We start from the raw sequence: 21,467 nt of genomic DNA on the forward strand, positions 1-21,467 counted from the left end.
ATGAAATGTTATATTAACGGTTTAGGATCAGTAGGCATACAGTCATTAGATTTTAATGTGCGGAATGATGAGCCATGTGTCCTTAAGCCCACAAACAAAGCGATACATCCCTCCTACAAGGAACTGATTCCCGCTGCAGCATTAAGGCGAATGTCGACATCTGTAAAGATGGGGATTTACGCCTCGCATCAAGCCATGCAGGATGCTCAGGTGGAAAACTTGGATGCCATTATCACAGGCACCGGCCTAGGATGCCTTCAAGACTCTGAGAAATTCTTAGAGGCCATGATTGAAAATGATGAAGAATATCTTACACCGACTTCCTTTATACAATCGACACATAATACCGTCGCGGCACAGATTGCATTGCAATTAGGCTGTAAAGCCTATAACTTTACTTATGTAAATGGAGCGAACTCTTTCGAAGCGGCCCTGTTGGATGCCATGATTCAGATAACAAGCTGCAATGCCGACTCGGCGCTTGTAGGTGGTATTGATGAGACCTCAACTCAATTTGATCGCTTATTCCAGCTTTCCGGGTTATATAAGGCACACGATACATCGATAGATTTCAGAAACCCCAGCAGTCCCGGCGCATGTTTAGCTGAGGGTGCTAACTTTTTCGTCCTATCGAATAAAAGAAATAAGGAATCCTATGCTCGATTGATTGATGTGCATTATTTCAATCGACCTCAGCAAACCATTCAATTGGAAGTTGAAGGATTTCTAAAAAGGAATAAGCTCAACTTAAATGAGATAGACCTTGTTTTTCTTGGCTATAATGCAGACAGTCAAGACCAAAGGCACTTTGAAGAATATGCATCGCTATTTCCGGAAATCGCGCATGCCTATTACCAGCATCTATCGGGTACCTTCTTTACGTCATCGGCATATGGCTTAAAACTCGCTGCTGAAGTCCTAAAAAATCAGGAAGCACCAACCAATATCATCTACAATGATATTAAACCTAAGCAGCTTGAAACAATCTTATTAATAAATCAATCGCGAGGAGTTGATCATAGCTTAGTGCTTATTCAATCATGTTAAAACATCAGTACATTCGAATAATCATTGTCATTGCTAGTTTCGTTGCTGCAATTGGCTACTTATATGATTATTGGAGCATATACTGGTTTGTACTTATTGCGTTGATCGGGTTAGGATTAACCGCATGGGGAGTTTTTGATATTCGTTTAGGGTATTTCGGGAAAACTCACTTCAAAGCGAACAGAAAAAGCGCAAAAGAAGTCTCTCTGACATTCGACGATGGCCCCTGCCCTTATACCAATCAGGTGCTTGATTTACTGGATCAATACGACATGAAAGCTACTTTCTTTTGCATTGGTCAGCAGGTATTAAAGTATCCTGAGATTGCAAACAAAATTATAGAAAGCGGACATAGCATAGGAAATCACAGCTTTACGCATCGAAAAGATATTGCTTTCTCTAATGTAGGAGAAATGATAACTGAGATTCAGCTCGCTGATGAGGCTTTAGCAAAAGCTACCAAGTACACAACGCCGATGTATCGCCCTCCCTTCGGAGTGACTAATCCGAATGTAATTAAAGCCTGCAAAGCGAGCAACAAACAGATTATTGGATGGAGTATTCGCTCGCTCGATACGGTGATCAAAGATGAAAAAAGAATACTGAACCGCATCGTACCGCGTTTAAAGGCTGGTGATATTGTGCTTCTGCATGATACCTCGGAGCGTACTGTTCGTGTGCTGGAACAGTTGTTGATTAAAATGAAGGAGATGAATTTACAATCTATACCAGTGGATAGATTACTAAAAATAGAAAGAAATGGGTAAGTTGAAAGGACTATTTATTATATCATTCTTGTTGACCACAGTTTCGAGTTTTGCTCAAACAAAGATGAGCACTGCAGAGGCTGCAACCTTCAAGAGCAATGTAGAGAAGCAATCGCAAAAGATTACAAGTATCACCGCTAATTTCGAAGCCAGTAAATATGTTTCTGTGCTCAAGAACCCGGTGAATTCTACAGGTATTTTCAGACTGAAGGGTAAAAAGCTACTTTGGCGCTATGATGCCCCACAGCAGAATGCGATGCTTTTTGATCAGGATAAACTTTACATGAAAGATGAAAAGGGCAAGAAATCGACCATAGACTTAAACAAGAACCGCAGGTTTCGTCAATTGCAAAGCTTAATGACGGAGACGAATACCGGCAATGTCTTCGATGAAACGAACTTCAACATCAACTATTTGAAGAATGGAACAGAGAAGCTAGCAATCTTAACACCCAAGAACAAAGACATGGCAAGGTTTATTAAGCAGGTGGAGCTAACCTTTAACAATAATGAATATACCGTATCTGAAATCAAGATTGTAGAGAAATCGAATGATTATACACTATTCAAGCTTAAAAACAAGAAATTTAACAGCAGTATTAGCGATAGCGAGTTTAAATTGTAATTTTGTCTACCGACTAAAAACATTTGACATATATGCTGATCCCTGATTTTTATACCGTATTGCAAAGCAATCTCACTGAGACGCAAGTCGATGCTCAGATAAAACTGAACGCACAGCACCCGATCTTTCAGGGACACTTCCCTGATAACCCGGTAACACCAGGTGTCTGTATGTTGCAGATATGCAAGGAATTAACCGAGACTGCTACTAATAAGTCACTAAAGATCAGTTCTTGCAAAAATGTGAAATTCACGGCATTAATCAATCCTTTCACAGATCCGGAGCTACAGATAAATTTAGCCATTAAATCGGAATCGTCCTCATACAAAATCAGCGGCACAGCCTATTTCGGTGATACGCTAGCGATCAAGATATCAGCGTTATTAACGGCTTAATTATGTTGGAAAGCTTGGCCATTAATCAACGTGTTTGTGTCATTATTCCGACCTACAACAACGCTAAGACGCTGCAAAGGGTCGTCGATGCTGTATTGCAGTATATTACAGATGTATATGTCGTTAATGATGGCAGTACAGATGCTACGGCGAATATCCTCTCCCAATATGATCAAATCGTAATCATCAATCAACCCGAGAACCGAGGAAAAGGCAAGGCCCTACAGGCAGGCTTTAAGCGCGCTCTGGAAGATGGTTTTGATTACGCAATAACGATCGATTCTGACGGCCAGCATTATCCAGATGATATCCCTGTATTTCTTGAAGAACTGTCTAAACACAGCGAGCCGGTCCTACTGATCGGAAACCGCGACATGCAACAAGCCGGTATCCCCGGAAAAAGCAGTTTTGGAAACCGTTTCTCGAACTTCTGGTTCTGGTTTGAAACAGGAATCCGATTGGAAGATACTCAATCCGGATATCGTATGTATCCGCTCAAGCATCTTCCGAAAAAGCTTTATACCAACAAGTTCGAATTCGAAATAGAAATTATCGTTCGAACAGCTTGGAACGATGTATTGGTAAAAAATATCCCTGTAAAAGTACTTTACGACCCTGCCGAGCGGGTTTCTCACTTTAGGCCCTTCCAGGATTTCACCAGGATCTCCATCCTCAATACGGTACTCGTAGTAATCACTTTACTTTATATCAAACCACGTAATTTCTTTCGAAAGCTAAAAAAAAAAAGCTTTAGCAAATTCTTAAAGGAAGATATCCTGCAAACCCAGGACAGCAATGAAGTCAAAGCCATGTCGCTTGCGATGGGTGTATTCATTGGGATCATCCCGGCTTGGGGCTTTCAAACTGTCCTCTGTATCAGTATTGCGGTTGCCTTACGATGGAACAAGGCTTTAGCATTTCTAGGCTCCAACATTAGTATTCCGCCATTTATTCCGGTCATCGTGTTTCTAGCCCTGCAGATTGGCGGCTTCCTAGTTCCCTCAGACCAGCCTATTCATCTTGATTTCGACCATATCAATATGGAGGCTATCAAAATTCATCTGTTACAATATGTGCTCGGGAGCTTTCTTTTAGCTATTTTTGCTTCCATCAGCATAGGCTTGATATTTTACTTGATCCTTAAATCCGCCAGCAGGAAAGCAAAGAAGCATGTCGAATAGTTTTTATTCCATTTATAAACTCATCCAAAAGCACCCAAAGATCGCATTGCTTAGTGCAATGTTGTTCCTGATTGCTTCTGTAATGGTTATTAAAAACATCCGATTCAATGAGGATATCAATAAAGTGATTCCTATTGATGATTCACAGGCGACTGCAACCAACATCATACAGCAGATGTCCTTTACGGATAAAATCTCCGTCATCTTCAGTAAAAATGCAGAAGCTACGGATGATGACCTAAAAGATGCCGCACAAGCTTTTCTAGACAGCGTAGTCAATTACGAGCAATATTACAACAACATCCAGGGAACCCTCGATGAGGATTTATTCGATCGCTCCTTTGATCTCGTGTACACGCACTTACCGCTGTATCTTGACGAAACAGACTATGCTGCTATTTCGCAGAAACTGCAGAAAGACAGCATCCGAAACCAGATAGACCAGAACTATACTACCCTAATGGGCAGTGGGGCTGCATTTATGAAAGATATCATCGTTAAAGACCCGCTGCAAATATCCTTTCTTGCGTTAAAAAAACTGCAGCAATTTCAAGGTGGCACAGACTATGTTTTTGAAGACGGCTTCCTGTTCTCCAAAGACAAGTCCAAACTCTTTCTGTTCATTAACCCGAAGTTTGGAGGTGCTGAAACAAAGAATAATGAAGTATTTGTAGACAGCCTGCGCAGTATACAACATGCGTTGAATAATGAATTTAAAGCCGTCGAGACTTCCTATTTCGGAGCCGCATTTATCGCCGTAGCCAATGCGAAACAAATAAAACACGATATCCTAACGACGGTAGCCATTTCTGTCAGCCTGCTGATGCTAATGCTGATCTTCTACTATAGAAACTGGTTCGTGCCACTGATTGTGATGATTCCCTCGGTCTTTGGTGGACTACTAGGGATTATTTGCCTCTATTTCATACGATCAGAGATCTCAGCGATATCATTGTCCATCTCAGCCATTCTAATTGGTATAACGATCGATTATGCCTTACACTTCCTTACGCATTCCAAAAGCAGTTCCAGCCAGAAAGAGCTCTTTCGAGATGTCTCGCGCCCATTATTGATGAGCAGCTCAACCACCGCTATTGCCTTCCTGTGTCTGCTATTTGTTCGCTCGGAAGCATTGATGGATTTAGGCATATTTGCCAGTATTGCCGTGGTAGCCACCGCCCTATTTACACTCATTATCCTACCTCATGTCTACCGAGGAAAGGAGATAAAGCATGCACACATGATCGATCGTGTCGCGCAGTATCCCTTTGAAAAGAATAAGCTACTGATTGGTTTCTCGCTCCTCCTCATCATCATTAGCCTTTTCACTTATCATAGAGTGAGCTTTGACGGTGACCTCTCTAAGATAAACTATATCCCGAAAGATCAGCAGGAAGCGGAAAAAGCACTCAATCAAGGACAAGAAATCTTGAAAAACCTCTTTATCGTTAGTTATGGAGATCAAGAAGCAGCGGTATTAGCGAACAGCCAAGCGCAGCTAAGCCAACTTCAGCAAGACAAGCGCATCAATAGCGTCCAATCCATTAACAGCCTTGTGCCAAGCCTAGAGGCCCAGCAAGATGCCATAAAACGATGGAATGCCTTCTGGACAAGTAGCAGAAAACAGGCAGCAATCGATGAAATCGAGCAGGCAAGCCTGGCGAAGGGCTTCGTAGAACAAACACATCAGCCTTTTTATGAAGCATTAAATCGCGAGTACAGCAGCATCAGTTTACAGGACATCGAAGACTTCGATCCACAATTCTACCGCGAATTCGTTCATGGCGATAGTAGTCAGTTCATTATTTCCACACTGATTTCATTATCCCCTGAAGATCGAGATCAATTTGTTAAAAGCTTTGAAGAAAACAATAAAGGCAAAAACAGCATCATTATTGACAGGCAAGCACTCAATGAGCAATATCTGGGCTACCTCATCAACGATTTCAACAGCTTGGTGAGCTACTCCTTCCTAGCGGTTATCCTCATTCTATTCCTATTTTACAAGCGCATAGAATTAGTAATCGTTGCATCCATCCCAATAGCGTTAACCGGTTTCATTACTGCAGGCATTATGGGGCTTATGAACGTACCTTTCAATATCTTCAGCAGCATCGTATGCACCTTGGTATTCGGACATGGAATCGACTTTACGATATTCATGACCAGTGCGCTGCAGAAACAATATACGAACGGTAAAGATGAAATGCCAATCTATAGAACCTCCATCATCCTTGCCGTCTTAACTACCATTTTGGCGATTGGAGCACTCATATTTGCCAAGCACCCCGCATTGAAATCCATTTCTTCAATCGCACTTATTGGGGTAAGCGTTGCTGTATTGGTTACATTCGTACTTTACCCCCTACTATTTAAATTCCTGTTTTTTAACCGAGTAAAGAAAGGCCTTTCCCCGATCAACTTGGGATTGCTATTACAGAGCATCTTCCTTTTCTCCTATTTTGCTATTGCCAGCGTGGTCGTTTCTGTACTTATCCGCACGCTATTCTGGGTATTACCGATATCCAAGTTGAAGAAGCAAATCCTGTTCTCGAAATGGATGTCCTGGTACATGTCCTCCGTGCTCCACCTGAAACATCAGGTAAAGAAAAGAATATACCATATCGACCGTATTGAGGACAATCCTCCAAGCATATTGATCGCCAACCATAGTTCCTTCTTGGATAGCCTGAGTATGGGCATGCTGCATTCCAATATTGTTTACTTAGTGAACGATTGGGTGTACAACTCGCCTGTGTTTGGGCGTGCCGTGCGCTTTTTAGGCTTTCTGCCAACCTCAGCAGGCATCGATGGGCAAACAGGCAGCTTGAAAGAACGCATAGGAAATACATTCTCTGTTGTCGTATTCCCGGAAGGCACGCGATCGAAGACTTCGGAGGTACATCGATTCCATAAAGGCGCATTTTTTCTGTCCGAAGAATTGCAGATGCCAATTACACCAGTCTATCTGCATGGCAATGCTGAAGCCCTGCCAAAAGGCGACTTCATCATTTATGATGGTCTAGGCGATATACATGTAGGCGAACCGATAGATCCTAATGATCCTCAATTCGGACATGGCTATGCGCAACGCGCTAAAAACATCGCACGTTATTTCAAAGAAACCTATAAACAGATTAGGCTTCAGCAAGAAGATGAAAACTACTTCAAAGCGAAACTATTCTTAAATTACCTCTATAAGGAAGGCGATATTCTAAATCAAGTTAAACTTGACTTTAAAAATCATAAATCCTTATACTACAAATTATTTTCAGAAATACCGGAAAACGCTAAGATCGCTCATATCACTAGCGACCTCGGCCAAGTCGACTTTCTACTTGTCCATCAATTTGCCGCACGAAAGCTTCGAACCTTGAATATTAACGAAGAGCATCGCGATATCGCCAAGGCAAGTTTTATTGTTCATAAATTCCATATCCAATATGTAGCTCAGCTGGATGACCTGTGGAACAATCAGGAATTACTTTTGCTCTCGGCAATTTCCCAAATTGATTTAGAAATCCCTACACATATACAGAAGATCATTGTTCTTTGCGCTGATATTAGCGAAGATTTTGTAAATTTCTCACTGCATCATCAAGAAACAAATTACCGCGTATATCTTAGAAATGAAGGAAACTAGACGTTTTGATGTAGTCGTAATGGGAAGTGGACTGGGCGGTCTAGTCACAGGCTTATTGCTTGCAAAGGCAGGAAAGAAGGTCTGCATATTGGAAAAAAACAACCAATACGGCGGCAATCTGCAAACCTTCGTTCGTGATCGGGAAATCTTCGACTCGGGAGTGCATTACATCGGATCGCTTGCTGAAGATGAAAACCTAGGTCAGTATTGGAAATATCTAGGCGTTTTAGATCAGATTCAATTTGAAAGAATGGATCGCAATCAGTTTGATATCATCCGTTTCAAAGACGATCCCTTAGCCTATCCACAGGCACAAGGCCACGAAAATTTCATCCTACAACTTAGCAAGCGCTTCCCAGAGGAAGAAAACGCTCTTCGAAATTATATAGAAACGGTACAGCATTATTGTGCTCAATTCCCCTTGTACGAACTTAGAGAAGGCTTTGGTTATGACGAGGCTCTGATGCGAGATAGCTGTATAGAGGTCATCTCATCGCTGACACAGAACAACAAATTGCAAGCCGTTCTTTTGGGAAATGGCTTCCTCTATGGTCTACACACCGATTCACCCTTTTACATGCATGCATTGATCGTCAATTCTTATATCCAAAGCGCTTGGAGATGCATACGTGGCGGAAGCCAGATCAGCAAAGCTTTCACAAAGCAATTACGCTTGCATGGAGCAAAACTGTATACCTATCAGGAGGTGGAGCACTTGAACTTTGAAGGGGATCGAATTACCAGTTGCGAGACCAAAGACTACATTTATGAGGCGGAAACCTTTGTCTCGAATATAAGCGTTTTAAAGCTCTTTAATCTATTCGACGACTACAACCACCAGAAACCCTACGTTAAGCGCTTAGAAAGCCTAAAAGAGGGACCCTCAGCATTCTCAACGCATATTGTGTTAAAAGAAAATACAATTCCGTATTTCAATCATAATATTTATCATTTTGATGAGCCTGACGATGCGCTGAGTTATGAAAATAATTGGAAAGGCGATAAACCCAAATCCATCATGATCTCCTGTAGTCCGCAACACGCGAATTCAAAATTCGCAAGCAGTATTTCCTTGTTGACTTATATGGATTTCAAACAGGTGGAGCAATGGAAAGAAACGCATAATACGGTCGCGGAGCCCTCGCATCGTGGCGATAGCTACGACGAATTTAAAAATAGAATTTCCAAAGAAATGATCGACATATTATCATTATACTTCTTTGAAATTCAGAAAAATATTAAATCCATATATACTTCTACTCCACTTACCTACCGAGACTACATCGGGACACGAAGCGGGGCAATGTATGGAATAGAGAAGCATGCATCGAACCCTTTGGCGAGCATGATATCCCCAAAAACCAAGGTGAAAAACCTATATCTGACCGGACAAGATGTTCGTTTGCACGGTATTCTTGGCGTGACAATTAGCGGCTTTATGGCTGCAGGTGAGATACTTGGAAGAGAAGAGTTCTTTGATCATTTCCTAAAGTCTGTACGAGATGCGTAGTACACTTTGTCTTTTTCTAGTCTTATTCCTCTTCTCATCTTGTGGGTCGGTCAAAAACCTTAAAAAAGAAAGCGCAAGATTTCAGCAAGAGTTCGATAGTACTCATGTTAAACTAGAAAGCCAAGATCAATTGAGTCGCTCGCCCTATGGAAACCTGCAATTGCGCCTGCAAGGGAATGATTTTGAACTGGGTTACAAAAAAGGACTGATTACCAAACCCTTATTACAGCATCAGGAGGACGTCTTTTTTCAGAAAGTCGCAGAATTTGTACCAAAGCCAAAACGACAGCGCTTGCTGATGAAATTTTTAAAATGGTATCACCGTGATATTCTGAAGGATATCCCCCTCAATTATCGAAAAGAGATATATGGGCTATCCAAACATGCTGCAAATAAGTACGATTATGTAGGCAGCAAATACGAAAGAAGCTTGCTCCTACACGGTGCACATGATATCGGCCATGCCATGCAGGACCTGATGCTCGTTGGCTGTTCCAGTGTCGCCCTATGGGATAGCCAAACCGAAGACGGCAAACTATTGATCGGGCGGAACTTCGACTTCTATGTGAACGACGCATTCGCCGAAAACAAAATTGTCGAGTTCATCGCGCCTACGGAAGGTTACAAATATGCGGCGGTATCCTGGCCGGGAATGATTGGCGTGGTTTCAGGAATGAATGAAAAGGGCTTGACAATCAGTCTTAATGCCGGTAAATCAAGTATTCCCCTTCGCGGAAAAACGCCAATCTCTATTGTTGCCCGCGACATTTTGCAACATGCGCAAAACATTGATGAAGCTATACAAATTGCAAAAGGCTTTAAAGTTTTCATCTCCGAATCGGTATTGATTGGTTCTGCGCAAGATAACAGGGCGGTCAATATTGAAATGAGTCCCAAACGCTTTGACGTTTTCGAAGTTAACAACGATATTCTTTTCTGTACCAACCATTTCCAATCGCCTACTTACACAAAAGATAAAAGAAACAAATCTCATATCGCCAGCTCCCACAGCCAATATCGCCTGGATAAATTGATGCAATCTTTCAGCAAGAAAGCAATTTATCAGCCTGAAGATATCGCCAAGGTATTGCGCGATGCAACAGGCTTGAAGAATGAAGATATAGGGTATGGAAACGAAAAAGCACTGAACCAACTCCTAGCCCACCATGCCGTAATCTTTAAACCCGACGAACTGTTGATGTGGGTATCGAATAATCCTTATCAACTTGGCACAATGGAAGCCTATGATCTACGTAAAATATTCCAAAATAACGAGCCAATTGAGGCTATTAAAAAACTAGAGATCTCGGCAGATCCGTTTCTAAAAACGAAAGCCTTTGCTGATTTTCAGCAGTTCAAAAAACTACTTCCTGAAATGGAGCAAGCTGCAAAAACAAAACAGCACCTCTCAGACAACAAGCTACAGCGATTTGAGCAAACTAATCCCAACCTTTGGTTAACACATCAAGTTTTGGGGGATTACTATTTTAAGCATCAAAACTGGGAAAAGGCCAACCATTATTACGAAATTGCACTTAGCAAAGAAGTGAGTTCTGAAAAAGCAAAGGAGCATCTGCAGAAAAAACTTCAAAAAGCAAGAAAGAAACTATGATTCCAAAAATAGAGACCCGAGAAAAGTCAGAAATTAGAGCTTTCCAAGACGAACTGTTAAGAAAACAGATCGCCTATTTAATGGCGAACTCCCCTTTCTATCAGCGAAAATTTAAAGCGGAGAACATACAGCTTGACACCATTCAATCTATTGATGATCTATCAAAAGTTACCGTTACGACAAAAACGGACTTGCAATTATTCAACGATGACTTCCTCTGCGTTCCTAAAAAAGCCATTAGAGACTATTCAACAACATCCGGTACGCTCGGTGACCCCGTCACCTTTGGTCTAACAGACCAGGATCTGGATCGCCTTGCCTATAACGAATTGCTTTCTTTCGAATGTGCTGGCGTAAAAGAAGGGGATCTGGTACAACTCATGACGACCATTGACCGCCGTTTTATGGCCGGCATGGCTTATTTCCTCGGTCTGCGAAAACTCGGTGCTGGCATCATCCGCGTGGGAGCGGGCGTGCCGCCATTGCAATGGGACTCTATTCTGCGCTACGAACCGAAATATCTCATCGCCGTGCCTTCTTTTATCCTCAAGATGATCGAATATGCCGAAGAGAATGATATTGATTATAAAGCATCATCAGTCAAGGGTGTGATCTGTATTGGCGAATCACTACGTACCGCTAATCTTCAACCTACGCTCTTGGCGAGCAAAATACAGGAAAAATGGCCTATTCAGCTGTATTCGACCTATGCGTCTACAGAAATGAGTGCCGCATTTACGGAATGTGAAGCCTTTCAGGGAGGGCATCAACACCCGGAGCTGATCATCACCGAAATACTCGATGATCAGGACCTACCCGTACAAGATGGCGAATTAGGCGAGCTTGTGGTGACTACATTAGGCATCGAAGCGATGCCTTTGCTGCGCTTTAAAACAGGCGACCTCGTTAGAAAGTATAGCGAACCCTGCTCCTGTGGGCGAACAACGGATAGACTTGGCCCCGTAGAAGGCAGAAAACAACAAATGATAAAGTATAAGGGGACCACGCTTTATCCACCTGCTATGCACGACGCTGTAGCGCATTTCAGCGAGGTCAAACTGCACCTGATCGAAATATCATCCAATGAAATAGGGACGGACGAAATACTGATTCGCATCTTCGCAACAGACAGTTCGGAAGAATTCGCCAGCAAACTGAAGGACTATTTTAGAGCCAGACTACGTGTCACGCCACACATCAGTTTTGAAGAAGAAGCGACATTACAAAAGATAATATATAACCCACTTAGCCGAAAACCCATTACTTTTATTGATAATCGATAGATTATCGTTAAAATTTGTTAATAAGAGGTGCCCCAGAAACGAAAGGCACTTGAATTGCGTTAGGTATATAAAGCAAAAGTAATAAGAGTAAAAATTTCATAATTTAGGTTAATAATTGGTTTGGTAAAAATCCTGAAGCTCCCCGCTTCAGGATTTTTTTTATTCCCGTTCGACTCACTCGTTTTCCACTCCCATTCCACTCCCAATTCACAGCCCTTTCCAAGCGCTTATGATTGGGTTAAACATTGGGTTTGTATTGGGTTTATATTGGGTTTCAATTGGGTTTGAATTGGGTTTAAAAGGGAACTGACCTGTACCAGATCTATTCCAGTCCTCACTTAAACCTCAGGAAAACATAATGCTAATCGATTAATCCCTTTTCCAATAGATCTTGGAAAATAAGTACGTCTACGGGGCTAGACTTCACATGGTCCGCATATTCGAAATATGCAATCTTTTCAATTTCGCTCGATGCCACCGGAGTTCCACGGAATTCAGCGGTATAACAAGACATCTTTACCTCTACCCCTTGCGGAAACTTGAAGGGGTCTGCTTGGGCGCGAAAAGTTCCGAAGTATGCAATACTATCAGGGATAATATCCACATCCAATTCCTCCTTCACCTCTCGGATCAGCGTTTCCTGATCCGTTTCGTTGCCATCACGTTTACCACCAGGCAAATACCATAGCTCTCGATTCTTGTTGATTGAGCTCAAAATCTTACGATCTTTGATATAAATAAGGGCAACTTTATCGATTTCCATGGCATGTAAAAATAGGTGGAACCCTATTATAACGCCAGTAAGGACAAAAAAGTTTTAATCGGATCTTTGATATTTTGAAAACAGGCTAGCCTTAAAATTAGAGAGGCAGACTCCGCATATGGAGCCTGCCATCTCTGACACCTATGAATGAAACATAATTACAAGGTCTTACTATCTCTTCTAGCTTCCGCCGCGAATACGGCTCTGCTCTTCGCTCTTCTTATTTAGCCGATCGAAAGCTTTTCCATTTGTTCCTATTTTATAGGACAAGGAGAGCAGGAAAGTCCGGCTATCTAGATTGATATATTGATTCATACGAACATTGCCTGAGAAAGATTCAGTCTGATAACGACGTGTTTTAAAAATATCATTGGCAGCAAATTTCAGGTTCAACTTATTGTCCAGAAGCCGCTTCATTACACCGGCAGAAACATGGCCGGAGGATTTCTGTTTAAAAACACCATCCGATTGTGGCGATTGATAAGCCGCTATCAATTCAAACGACCACTGCTTCGGCAGGTTCAAGGTATTTGTACTTAAAAGATTTACCGACCACTGCCTATTATCGATCTTTTCCTCGCGGAAGGATCCGAAGAAGTAATTCTCATGTACAGTAATGTTATTGATGCTGCTGAAGGATTTAATAGGCGAGAATGAATAGTTCAGGTTGACGCCTTTATTTCGATAGCCCTCGATATTATGCAAACTTCGAATGGTCACCTGCTGCTCCGGCAACTGCGTGAGGACGCTAGTCATCACATCCTTAACGTCGGTGTAGAACAGCGAAAGATGAAGATCTTTCAGAAACGAATAGTTCAATTCGAAGTTATGGGCTAATTCGGGTTGCAAGAGCGGATTCCCCTCCCAGAAAATAGAAGCATCCACAAAATGGCGGAATGGATTCAAGTCTTCATAATCCGGTCTATTGATCCGACGGCTATAGGAAAACTGAAATTGATGGTTATCGTTGATTCGATATCCTAAAGACCCGCTAGGAAACAGATTCGTGTATTCTCGTTTATTGACGCTATTGCTTGTTAATTGATTGCCCACTGCGTTGGTATGTTCAGCGCGCAAGCCCGCCATCAAGGTCCATGATCCCGACTCCAGATGATAATTCAAATAGCCTGCATGGATCTGCTCTTCAAAAAGAAAGTGATTGCTTGTACCCAAATCGCTAACCCAGTCGGCTACTTGTAATGTATCATTGATTGCATTGTTGTCCGAATTCATCCAACTGCTCTTCCATCCGATTTCGAATCGTTGCTTATTTGATAGATGATGCAGGTAATCAACTTTTCCCACAGTGAGTTTACTCACCGATGGTGTTTGGTTTTTACGCATGGAAACAAAAGCTTGTTCATAATCCGTTTGCTGATAATAGGTGTTCAATGCTTGATCGGCATCGTAATCAGCATACATATAGTCAACATCGGCAGACAGGACATGCTCCTTCGCTCCTATTTTTTGCTGAATATTAAAGTTGATATTATTGGTATTCCACCGACTCACATTATCGTTATAGGTCAGGGCATTGGAAATAGGAGACGCAGAAGTTTCGAAGACATTTTTATAGCCTGCGTTCCTATTTTTGTATGTTCCAAAGTTCCCTGACCATAACAGGCCTAATTGCGTGTTTATAAGAGGATGGTAATCAAACCCAACCTTCGCGTTATTCGTATTTAGTGGTTCATCTGTTAGCGAGTATTGATTGGAAACTGCGGAACCGCCCGCTATCCCCAATTGGGCATAATAGCGATCAAAGTTTCTATATTCTTCTTCACCCCTATAGGCGTAATCATAACTTCCATATATATTGAAAGCCTTTTCTTGCTTATTGAAATTTATTCCTGCCCCATAGCGTTCTTTCCTACCGCCTCCGCCAAAGCTGTTGATTGCAAAATTAAAACCAGGCTTTTTCCCATCTTTCAATACAATGTTAATCATCCCCCCCATGCCTGAGGCATCAAACTTGGCCGAAGGGTTGCTGATCAATTCAACGGATTTTAAGGAAGACGACGACGTCCCTTGGAGCAAAGTAGCCAATTCCTTTTTCGACAGATAAGATAATTTTCCATTGATCATGACTCCTACATCCGCCTTTCCGCGCATACTGATGTTACCATCATCATCTACTTTTACACCTGGCGCACGTTGCAGGATCTCTAGCGCGGTCAAGCCATCGGAAAGCAGACTATTCTCCACATTGATGACCATACGATCTGACTTCTGTTCAATCAAACGCCTCGTTCCAGTTATGGCGACCGCATCAATCCTGTTGGCTTGCGCTTTCAAGATGATTTCGCCCAGGTCTATCACCCGATCTGCAACCACGATATCATGCCGCGTTGCCTCGCTATGTCCTAAATAGGAAAACCTTATTTCATATCGCCCGGCGGGCAATTTCTGAGAAAACTGTCCTTTGGCATCGCTTGATAAAGTAACTGTACTGGAATCGACTTGCTCAATACGGATACTGACTTGATCCAGTGCTTCACGAAATTCATTCAACACAATCCCTTTGATGCCTGAAAGAGACTGCCCTATACAGAGAGTCGAAATAAAAAGTAATACGGCTAATAAAGTAAAATGAAACTGCATATATATCTTGTGTCGTTACGGAAAATTAAATAGTTCTAGTCTAGGATAAGGCTGATTTAACCTGCTCGCTGCTCCTATCGCTTTTTTGGAAACGAGCAGCTGTTGTTTTCTTCTTTTTCTTTCTTCTGCCCCACCAGATCAAAAATCCTGTAATAGGTAGGGAGCTTGCAATAATACCGGCTAGGAAGGTCGATAGCTTACCGAACTGTCCCCACCATTGTCCCATATGCAATTGCCATATGGTATTTTCCACTTTTTCATGAATGACGTACGGTCTTTCAATAGAAATCTCTTCTCCAGTATATCGGTTGTAAACGACAAAGTCGAAGTTTTCGGTGCTCTTTAAGCCAGCCACTCCTAATTGAATCGCATAGGCACCTACTTTATCCAACTTATAGACCCAAATACCAGCGTTTTTCTTTTCGGGATGGGCCTTCAACGCCCTGTAAGCAAATTGGGCGAGATCCTGTGGTTTTCTTTTCTCATCAGCCTTCGGCAAGATCGTTTCCACGTGTTCGGAGGAACCGCCGAATGCCTTGCTAATCACCTCGCCAACAGAATGAAAGAAGATAAAAATACCCGTCATGCTCAGAATAAAGCATATTAAGAGGGAATAAAAGCCATAGACATTGTGCAGGTCATAATTCAAGCGTTTGAACCTTGCTTTCCATTTGATCGTAAAGGAGTCATTGACTGTTTTTTTAGTCCATCGCTTCGGCCACCATAATATGAGGCCGGTTATGCATCCTAGTGCAAAAATGATCGTAGAAATCGTAACGATCCAATGCCCCACCTCACCTGCAAGCAAAGATGAATGCAAATGTGCTGTTACAAAGAAGAAGTGGGCATTCGGATCGGCTTTCAACACCTCTGCGGTGTAGGGGTTAACATATATAAAAGTGAGCTTATTCGTGTCTTTATGGAATGCACGGATGCGCATGCTCCGGTTTGCTTCTTGAAAGAAGACCATTTGCGACAATTGATAGTTAGGATCAAATTGTTGCACCGCAGCAATGATCTCTTCGGCGCTCGCCTTTTCCTTGCCTACCGAAACATAGCGCGCATCGCCGGCACTGTATTCTAAGATCTCATCACAATACACAATGAGCGTACCTGTTAAGCAAACAAACACCAGTATAACGCCCGATATTAGACTAGGCCATAAATGCAGCCAGGCATTCAAGCGGGAAAACCAGGTCTTCCCCTTTTTCTTCGCCGGAGCATCTGCCGACGCCGCTTTTCCTGTTGATCTTAATTTGAAGTTAGCCATTTCCTTTGGAGTTTAGGGAAGCCGGATGCCTCGCGACATCCGGCAAATTGATGGATATATGTACTTAGAACTTAAATGACAGGTTTGCTAATATTTCGAAAGGCTTCTGTGGTTTTCCGTAGAAATCCCAGTATTGTATATCGCCCAGATTATTCAATTTCACACCGATTCTATATTTCGGTTTATCGTAAAATGCAGTAGCATTGACAGTAGTGTAAGCGGGTACCGCAAAGACTTCTTGCACGTCTAAATAGACTTTATCGACATAGTTGATGCCCGCACCGAGGCCAAAGCCTGTCAGACTTCCTTGTAAAAACTTATAGGAAGTCCATACATTCGCCACATGTTTCGGGGCCCAGTTTTTTCTTTTGTTCATATTGGCCTCTATACTTTTCACATATTTAATATCGTTGTATCCATAGCCGGCTATAATATTCCAACCGTTGATTGGGTTTGCGATGAAATCAAACTCTACACCGCGACTTCTCAACTTCCCATCTTGCACATAAACGTCCTGAGTAACCTCTCGTAAGCTGTTGGTCACATCGATATTATAGTAACTTAAGCTGGTATTGATACGACCATCTAAGAGTTCGCCTTTTGCGCCGAACTCATATTGATTAGCCTGCTCAGGCTTCCAGTTCATCATAACCGGCTCTAAGCTTAAATCCTTATCGCTCGGTAAACCCTGTGAGGCTGCCATGTTCCGGAAGCTATTCATGTAGTTAGCAAACAAGGATAATTGTCCTTTGATGGGTTGATAAACCAATCCGAATTTTGGTGAAAGCGAGGTCTGTTCATAGCCTTCTAACGTTCTCACTGTATTTTTCTTGGGATCTTTATTCGGTGTGAAGGTATAGGTTTCATCGGCCATATAATGATTCACACTTAAACTCAGCATAACAAACAAGCGATCAGCGAGGTTGGTCACGTTCGATAAATACCCATTTAGTATTTTATTGCCAGAACGACCGTAAGAATCTCCTGGGCTCTTAGCATCTCTGGACTTCAAGATATCGGCTCTGGTAATCGGCTTCCATGCCTGATCGGTAATACCTACCGTATCGAAGGTGAGAAATGCCGGTGCCATCGATAGATCCGTGTTTTTGTAGAATGAATAGTCCGCTCCTACTACCAACGTATTCTTTAGGTTGGAAATAAAGAAGTCGCCGACAAAATTCTGTTGAAGCGAATTGTAGGTCAGATTATAGCGGTCGAATATACGATAGCGACGTTCGATTTGATTGTCATTCAAATAAGTCGGAACAAAGAAAATAGACTCCTTATCACCACTTTGATTGAATTGATAGGATGTCCTCGATGTCCAGTGATCGGATATCTTATACGCTAATTCGGTATTTACGTTCATATTCGCACGAGACGTCATAATATCATCGCTCAGTAAGGCTCGATCATACGCTAAAGGCACCTTATCCATTGTTCCGTAGGTCAATTTCTGCGTGTTGCGCATATAGGCTAACAATGTTTTTTCCGGAACATAGATATCAGCATCAAAGCTAACGGTCGTTCTGTCGTTTGGTTTGAAGAGCAAGCTTGTTGCAAAGGCGAAAGCCTGTTGTTTTCCAGCATCTTGGAAACCATTCTGTGTCGTTCCCATCACGTTAAAGCGCGCTAAAGCTGTTCGGTCGCTATTCAATGGTGTATTGACATCTGCTGTAATACGATTCATTCCCCAGCTTCCGGTGGTATAAGCTACTTCACCACGAAAAGACTCAAATGGCTTTTTCGTTACCGAATTGACAACCCCACCATAGGAAGTAACCTGCGCACCGAATAAGGTGGCCGATGGCCCTTTCAATACTTCAATACGCTCCAGGTTATAAATTTCATTGGCGGTTCTTGGGCTACTTGGAAGTCCATTGCGCATGGTAACTCCTGCATTAAATCCGCGCAAAAAAACCTCATTACCACTATCATTAACGCCATTGCTCGCTACTGCGCCGGCGACCTGAGACATCGCCGAATTAAATTCTGTAGCGCCCATTTCCTGTACTAATTCCTTGGTCAAGACCGAATAGACCTGCGCATTCTGCAAATTTGCTAATGGCATCCTTGCAATATCTGATGTTTCTTTCCTTGAAAACTTGTTGCGCTGTATATCAGAAACAATAACCTCCCTTAATTGGTTGGCTTGCGACTGTACGGTTATTTTATCAACATTTTTCGTTTCGTTGGCTATGATACGTACCGGGATTTCTCGAACCGAATAGTTCGCATAGCTTATCACGAGCGTGTAATTGCCGGCAGGCGCCGATAATGTATAGGTACCGTTCGTTGTTACAGAAGTGCCGTAGCTGGTATTTTTAAGTTTGACAGATGCATAAGCAAGTGGTTTGCCGTCCATCGTGAAGACCTCCCCTGTCAGATAGCCGCTTTGCTGCGACATCCCCAAAAATGGAAGCAGGAGTAGCAAGAGCAATAGCAAATTTGTGATTGAATGTTTTAAAGTAGAATTGTGTTGCATACACTATTTTTATTTAGAATAATTACAAATAATGGAGCAAATGTATTAGTTTTGACGGCTATGGAATATCAAATAGAGGATTAATAATATCAAAAAAAGGATATTTTGAAAACAATCTCCATTGAGAAATTTTACGGAAACGACTTATTATCAAAGCTTTTTGAACCCAAACCATCTGAATGTTGTAAATACGGTTTCCAACATCGTATCATAAAAAATGAGTTCGTAGAAGCTGCGCTTCAGTGCCTTTGTTTAGACGACATCATTATTTCGTATCAGGAATGGGATCTTAAGCAAGCCTTTCAGCTACTTATCAATCATCCCGAAGAACTCGTCAAATTGCAGTTTGAAATAGAGGGCGACTCGAAGTTTAGAAGTGATGATCTGAAGAAAATTGATATCCCGGAAGGGCATTATCAATTTATCTATATTCCCAATGCTAAGGGACATCTCGAATACTCCCGTTCCAGAAAGGTGCTGGATTTACATATCTCGCTGGAGCATTTACTGCAGTTCCTGACCTCCCAAGGCCTAAGCGATAAGGAAATTCGCGAACATCTCTTGATTAAACATTATAGTTTCTTCCGCTCGGCGATGAAGATTACCCCACAACAACATGCACTAATTAAAGAATTGCTAACTCACCAATATCAGGAAGGTTTTGCGAAAGAGTTTATCCGCATAAAAGCATTGGAACTGATCTATTCAGCATTTAAGGATAATGCGAAGACGGCTTCTGAAACGAAATGGCGAGTGGAGGATCGAACGATATTGTTAGAAATAAAAAACTATTTAGACTGCCACTTCCAACAAGAGCTGCACCTGAAAAGTATCTCGCGGCAGTTTGGAATCAATGAGTTTAAACTGAAGAATGCCTTTAAGGATCTTTTTCAGGATACAGTTATTAATTACGTTAGGAAACAGCGCCTGAAATATGCACATCACCTTTTGATGCATAGCAATATGGAGATTAAGGAGATTGCGTTTATCAGCGGGTTCAAATATGCGCATCATTTCTCGCAGGTATATCTGCAGCATTATGAGCGACTGCCAAGCGAAACAAGGCAAGCAATTAACAGGTAATTAGTTAGCTAATTTCAGCTCATTGCCAATTTTACTTGCCACGCTCTTGATTACGGGAGGGATTCCAAAACGGTCTAAATCCTTCCAGAATTCTTCGGTATACTTGCTTTTTTCTTCTAGGAATTGCCAGCGCTTATCGTTCGGCTTTAAAGCCTTGTATTCGGCCTTCGTTAGGAAGCTGCGCTCCATGACGTAAAATTCCGTAGAATAATCTCTTGGCATATAACCATGCTCCTTTTGCCTTTTTATAGATGCAGATACCGTAGACACTCGACTGATTAGATCCATAATGGAGGGATTCGTGTAGTTATTTCCCTGATAGGACTCTGAACGGGTGCTTTTGTACACATCGAATTTAATTCTGAAAAAACTGACATGTACTTTCTTCCCCGGCGGGAAGACATTGTAAAAAACCTGCGTATTGCCATCCGCTCCGACTTGGGAATAGCCCATTGCTAGGCCTTCATTTTCGATAACCGTGCGATTGCCACTATTCTTCAACTTCGCTCCCTTCACTCCCTCTATTGCTTCCAACAAGCTTTTCGATTGAATATTACCAATTGATGGTTTGAAATACATTAGAGATCCCTGCGTGTCTTTGAGCTCTTGATTCGCTTCTGCATTACTAAAAAGACGATATTGATGCAGTTCCATCTTCGACTTTCCTTTATTCTTATTGATCGGAATATAATAAGACACAATTCCATCATAGAGATAGCGAGGACGATTGTTGAAGGTCTCGTAATTCCTGAAATACCCCTTCAGCACTACATAGTCATATTTCTCGCGATCCATTACGGTCACCTCTTCCAAAGCGACACTCCGGGCTTGCATACGGATAACCTTTGCTTTCAGAAATTCAGCATAGGGTATATCTAAGTTCTGGTAAGAGATATGATTTAGCGTGATGGTCGATGCCTTCACTGCCTGTAAGGAATCCAAATGGATCTCGCCATTCAAATCCGATGAACCTATCAAGAGCCCGGAATCGGTGTAGACATTCGCACCAGCAATGCGGGTATTACTGAGGCTGTCAACGACTTGGATCTGTGCCTGAAGGCTACTTATGCTAAACAGTAGGGTAAATAGAAATATGGCAATTCTCATATGGAGCGGGTTTGATAGCGCTAAAGTATACATTTACTCGAATTGCCAGTATACAGATTAACATACTTTAACTGACGAATTAGTTCATTGGAAAC

At 42.1% G+C, this 21,467-nt stretch carries 15 protein-coding genes; 10 read left to right on the forward strand and 5 right to left on the reverse strand.

Going from position 1 to position 21,467, the window contains the following annotated elements:
- The 9 genes from QYC40_RS10070 to QYC40_RS10110 are packed head-to-tail and all read left to right on the forward strand — an operon-like array spanning position 1 to position 12,063.
- Entirely contained in the window at positions 1–1,047 is a 1,047-nt protein-coding gene (locus QYC40_RS10070; protein ID WP_301990125.1) for a beta-ketoacyl synthase N-terminal-like domain-containing protein, read from the forward strand.
- Positions 1,041–1,814: a polysaccharide deacetylase family protein gene (locus QYC40_RS10075; protein ID WP_301990126.1), complete on the forward strand. Its 774-nt coding sequence runs from the start codon at positions 1,041–1,043 to the stop codon at positions 1,812–1,814. Before QYC40_RS10070 ends, QYC40_RS10075 begins: the two co-directional genes overlap by 7 nt.
- Positions 1,807–2,439, forward strand: a complete 633-nt coding sequence (locus QYC40_RS10080; protein WP_301990127.1) for an outer membrane lipoprotein carrier protein LolA — start codon at positions 1,807–1,809, stop codon at positions 2,437–2,439. The genes QYC40_RS10075 and QYC40_RS10080 overlap by 8 nt, the downstream gene beginning before the upstream one ends.
- A gap of 32 nt (positions 2,440–2,471) precedes the next feature.
- On the forward strand, positions 2,472–2,834 hold the full coding sequence (locus QYC40_RS10085; protein ID WP_301990128.1) for a hypothetical protein: 363 nt from the start codon (positions 2,472–2,474) through the stop codon (positions 2,832–2,834).
- 2 nt (positions 2,835–2,836) lie between these two features.
- Positions 2,837–4,015, forward strand: a complete 1,179-nt coding sequence (locus QYC40_RS10090; protein ID WP_301990129.1) for a DUF2062 domain-containing protein — start codon at positions 2,837–2,839, stop codon at positions 4,013–4,015.
- Positions 4,005–7,658 (forward strand): 1-acyl-sn-glycerol-3-phosphate acyltransferase, encoded by a 3,654-nt coding sequence (locus QYC40_RS10095; protein WP_301990130.1) that lies wholly within the window; start codon positions 4,005–4,007, stop codon positions 7,656–7,658. Before QYC40_RS10090 ends, QYC40_RS10095 begins: the two co-directional genes overlap by 11 nt.
- Positions 7,645–9,168, forward strand: a complete 1,524-nt coding sequence (locus tag QYC40_RS10100) for an NAD(P)/FAD-dependent oxidoreductase (RefSeq protein ID WP_301990131.1) — start codon at positions 7,645–7,647, stop codon at positions 9,166–9,168. Before QYC40_RS10095 ends, QYC40_RS10100 begins: the two co-directional genes overlap by 14 nt.
- The gene (locus QYC40_RS10105; protein WP_301990132.1) at positions 9,161–10,780 is read left to right on the forward strand and encodes a C45 family autoproteolytic acyltransferase/hydolase; all 1,620 of its coding nucleotides are present in this window, start codon (positions 9,161–9,163) and stop codon (positions 10,778–10,780) included. Before QYC40_RS10100 ends, QYC40_RS10105 begins: the two co-directional genes overlap by 8 nt.
- Positions 10,777–12,063, forward strand: a complete 1,287-nt coding sequence (locus QYC40_RS10110) for a phenylacetate--CoA ligase family protein (RefSeq protein WP_301990133.1) — start codon at positions 10,777–10,779, stop codon at positions 12,061–12,063. Before QYC40_RS10105 ends, QYC40_RS10110 begins: the two co-directional genes overlap by 4 nt.
- A 361-nt stretch (positions 12,064–12,424) precedes the next feature.
- On the opposite strand, the gene QYC40_RS10115 is transcribed toward QYC40_RS10110, so the two are convergent.
- The 4 genes from QYC40_RS10115 to QYC40_RS10130 all read right to left on the reverse strand — a co-directional run bounded on the left by QYC40_RS10115 (position 12,425) and on the right by QYC40_RS10130 (position 19,182).
- Positions 12,425–12,826 carry an NUDIX domain-containing protein gene (locus tag QYC40_RS10115; RefSeq protein WP_301990134.1) on the reverse strand — a complete coding sequence of 134 codons (402 nt, stop codon included), beginning with the start codon at positions 12,824–12,826 and terminating at the stop codon, positions 12,425–12,427.
- Between the two features lie 180 nt (positions 12,827–13,006).
- A complete protein-coding gene (locus QYC40_RS10120) occupies positions 13,007–15,427 on the reverse strand; it encodes an outer membrane beta-barrel family protein (RefSeq protein WP_301990135.1) in 2,421 nt (806 codons plus the stop codon).
- Between the two features lie 40 nt (positions 15,428–15,467).
- Positions 15,468–16,697 carry a PepSY domain-containing protein gene (locus QYC40_RS10125; protein WP_301990136.1) on the reverse strand — a complete coding sequence of 410 codons (1,230 nt, stop codon included), beginning with the start codon at positions 16,695–16,697 and terminating at the stop codon, positions 15,468–15,470.
- Between the two features lie 64 nt (positions 16,698–16,761).
- Positions 16,762–19,182 (reverse strand): TonB-dependent receptor, encoded by a 2,421-nt coding sequence (locus QYC40_RS10130; protein WP_301990137.1) that lies wholly within the window; start codon positions 19,180–19,182, stop codon positions 16,762–16,764.
- 105 nt (positions 19,183–19,287) lie between these two features.
- On the opposite strand from QYC40_RS10130, the gene QYC40_RS10135 reads away from it, so the two are divergent.
- The gene (locus QYC40_RS10135) at positions 19,288–20,265 is read left to right on the forward strand and encodes an AraC family transcriptional regulator (RefSeq protein ID WP_301990138.1); all 978 of its coding nucleotides are present in this window, start codon (positions 19,288–19,290) and stop codon (positions 20,263–20,265) included.
- On the opposite strand, the gene QYC40_RS10140 is transcribed toward QYC40_RS10135, so the two are convergent.
- A complete protein-coding gene (locus QYC40_RS10140; protein WP_301990139.1) occupies positions 20,266–21,372 on the reverse strand; it encodes a hypothetical protein in 1,107 nt (368 codons plus the stop codon).
- Positions 21,373–21,467: the final 95 nt, after the last annotated feature.

Source organism: Sphingobacterium sp. BN32 (assembly GCF_030503615.1).
Taxonomy (GTDB): domain Bacteria; phylum Bacteroidota; class Bacteroidia; order Sphingobacteriales; family Sphingobacteriaceae; genus Sphingobacterium.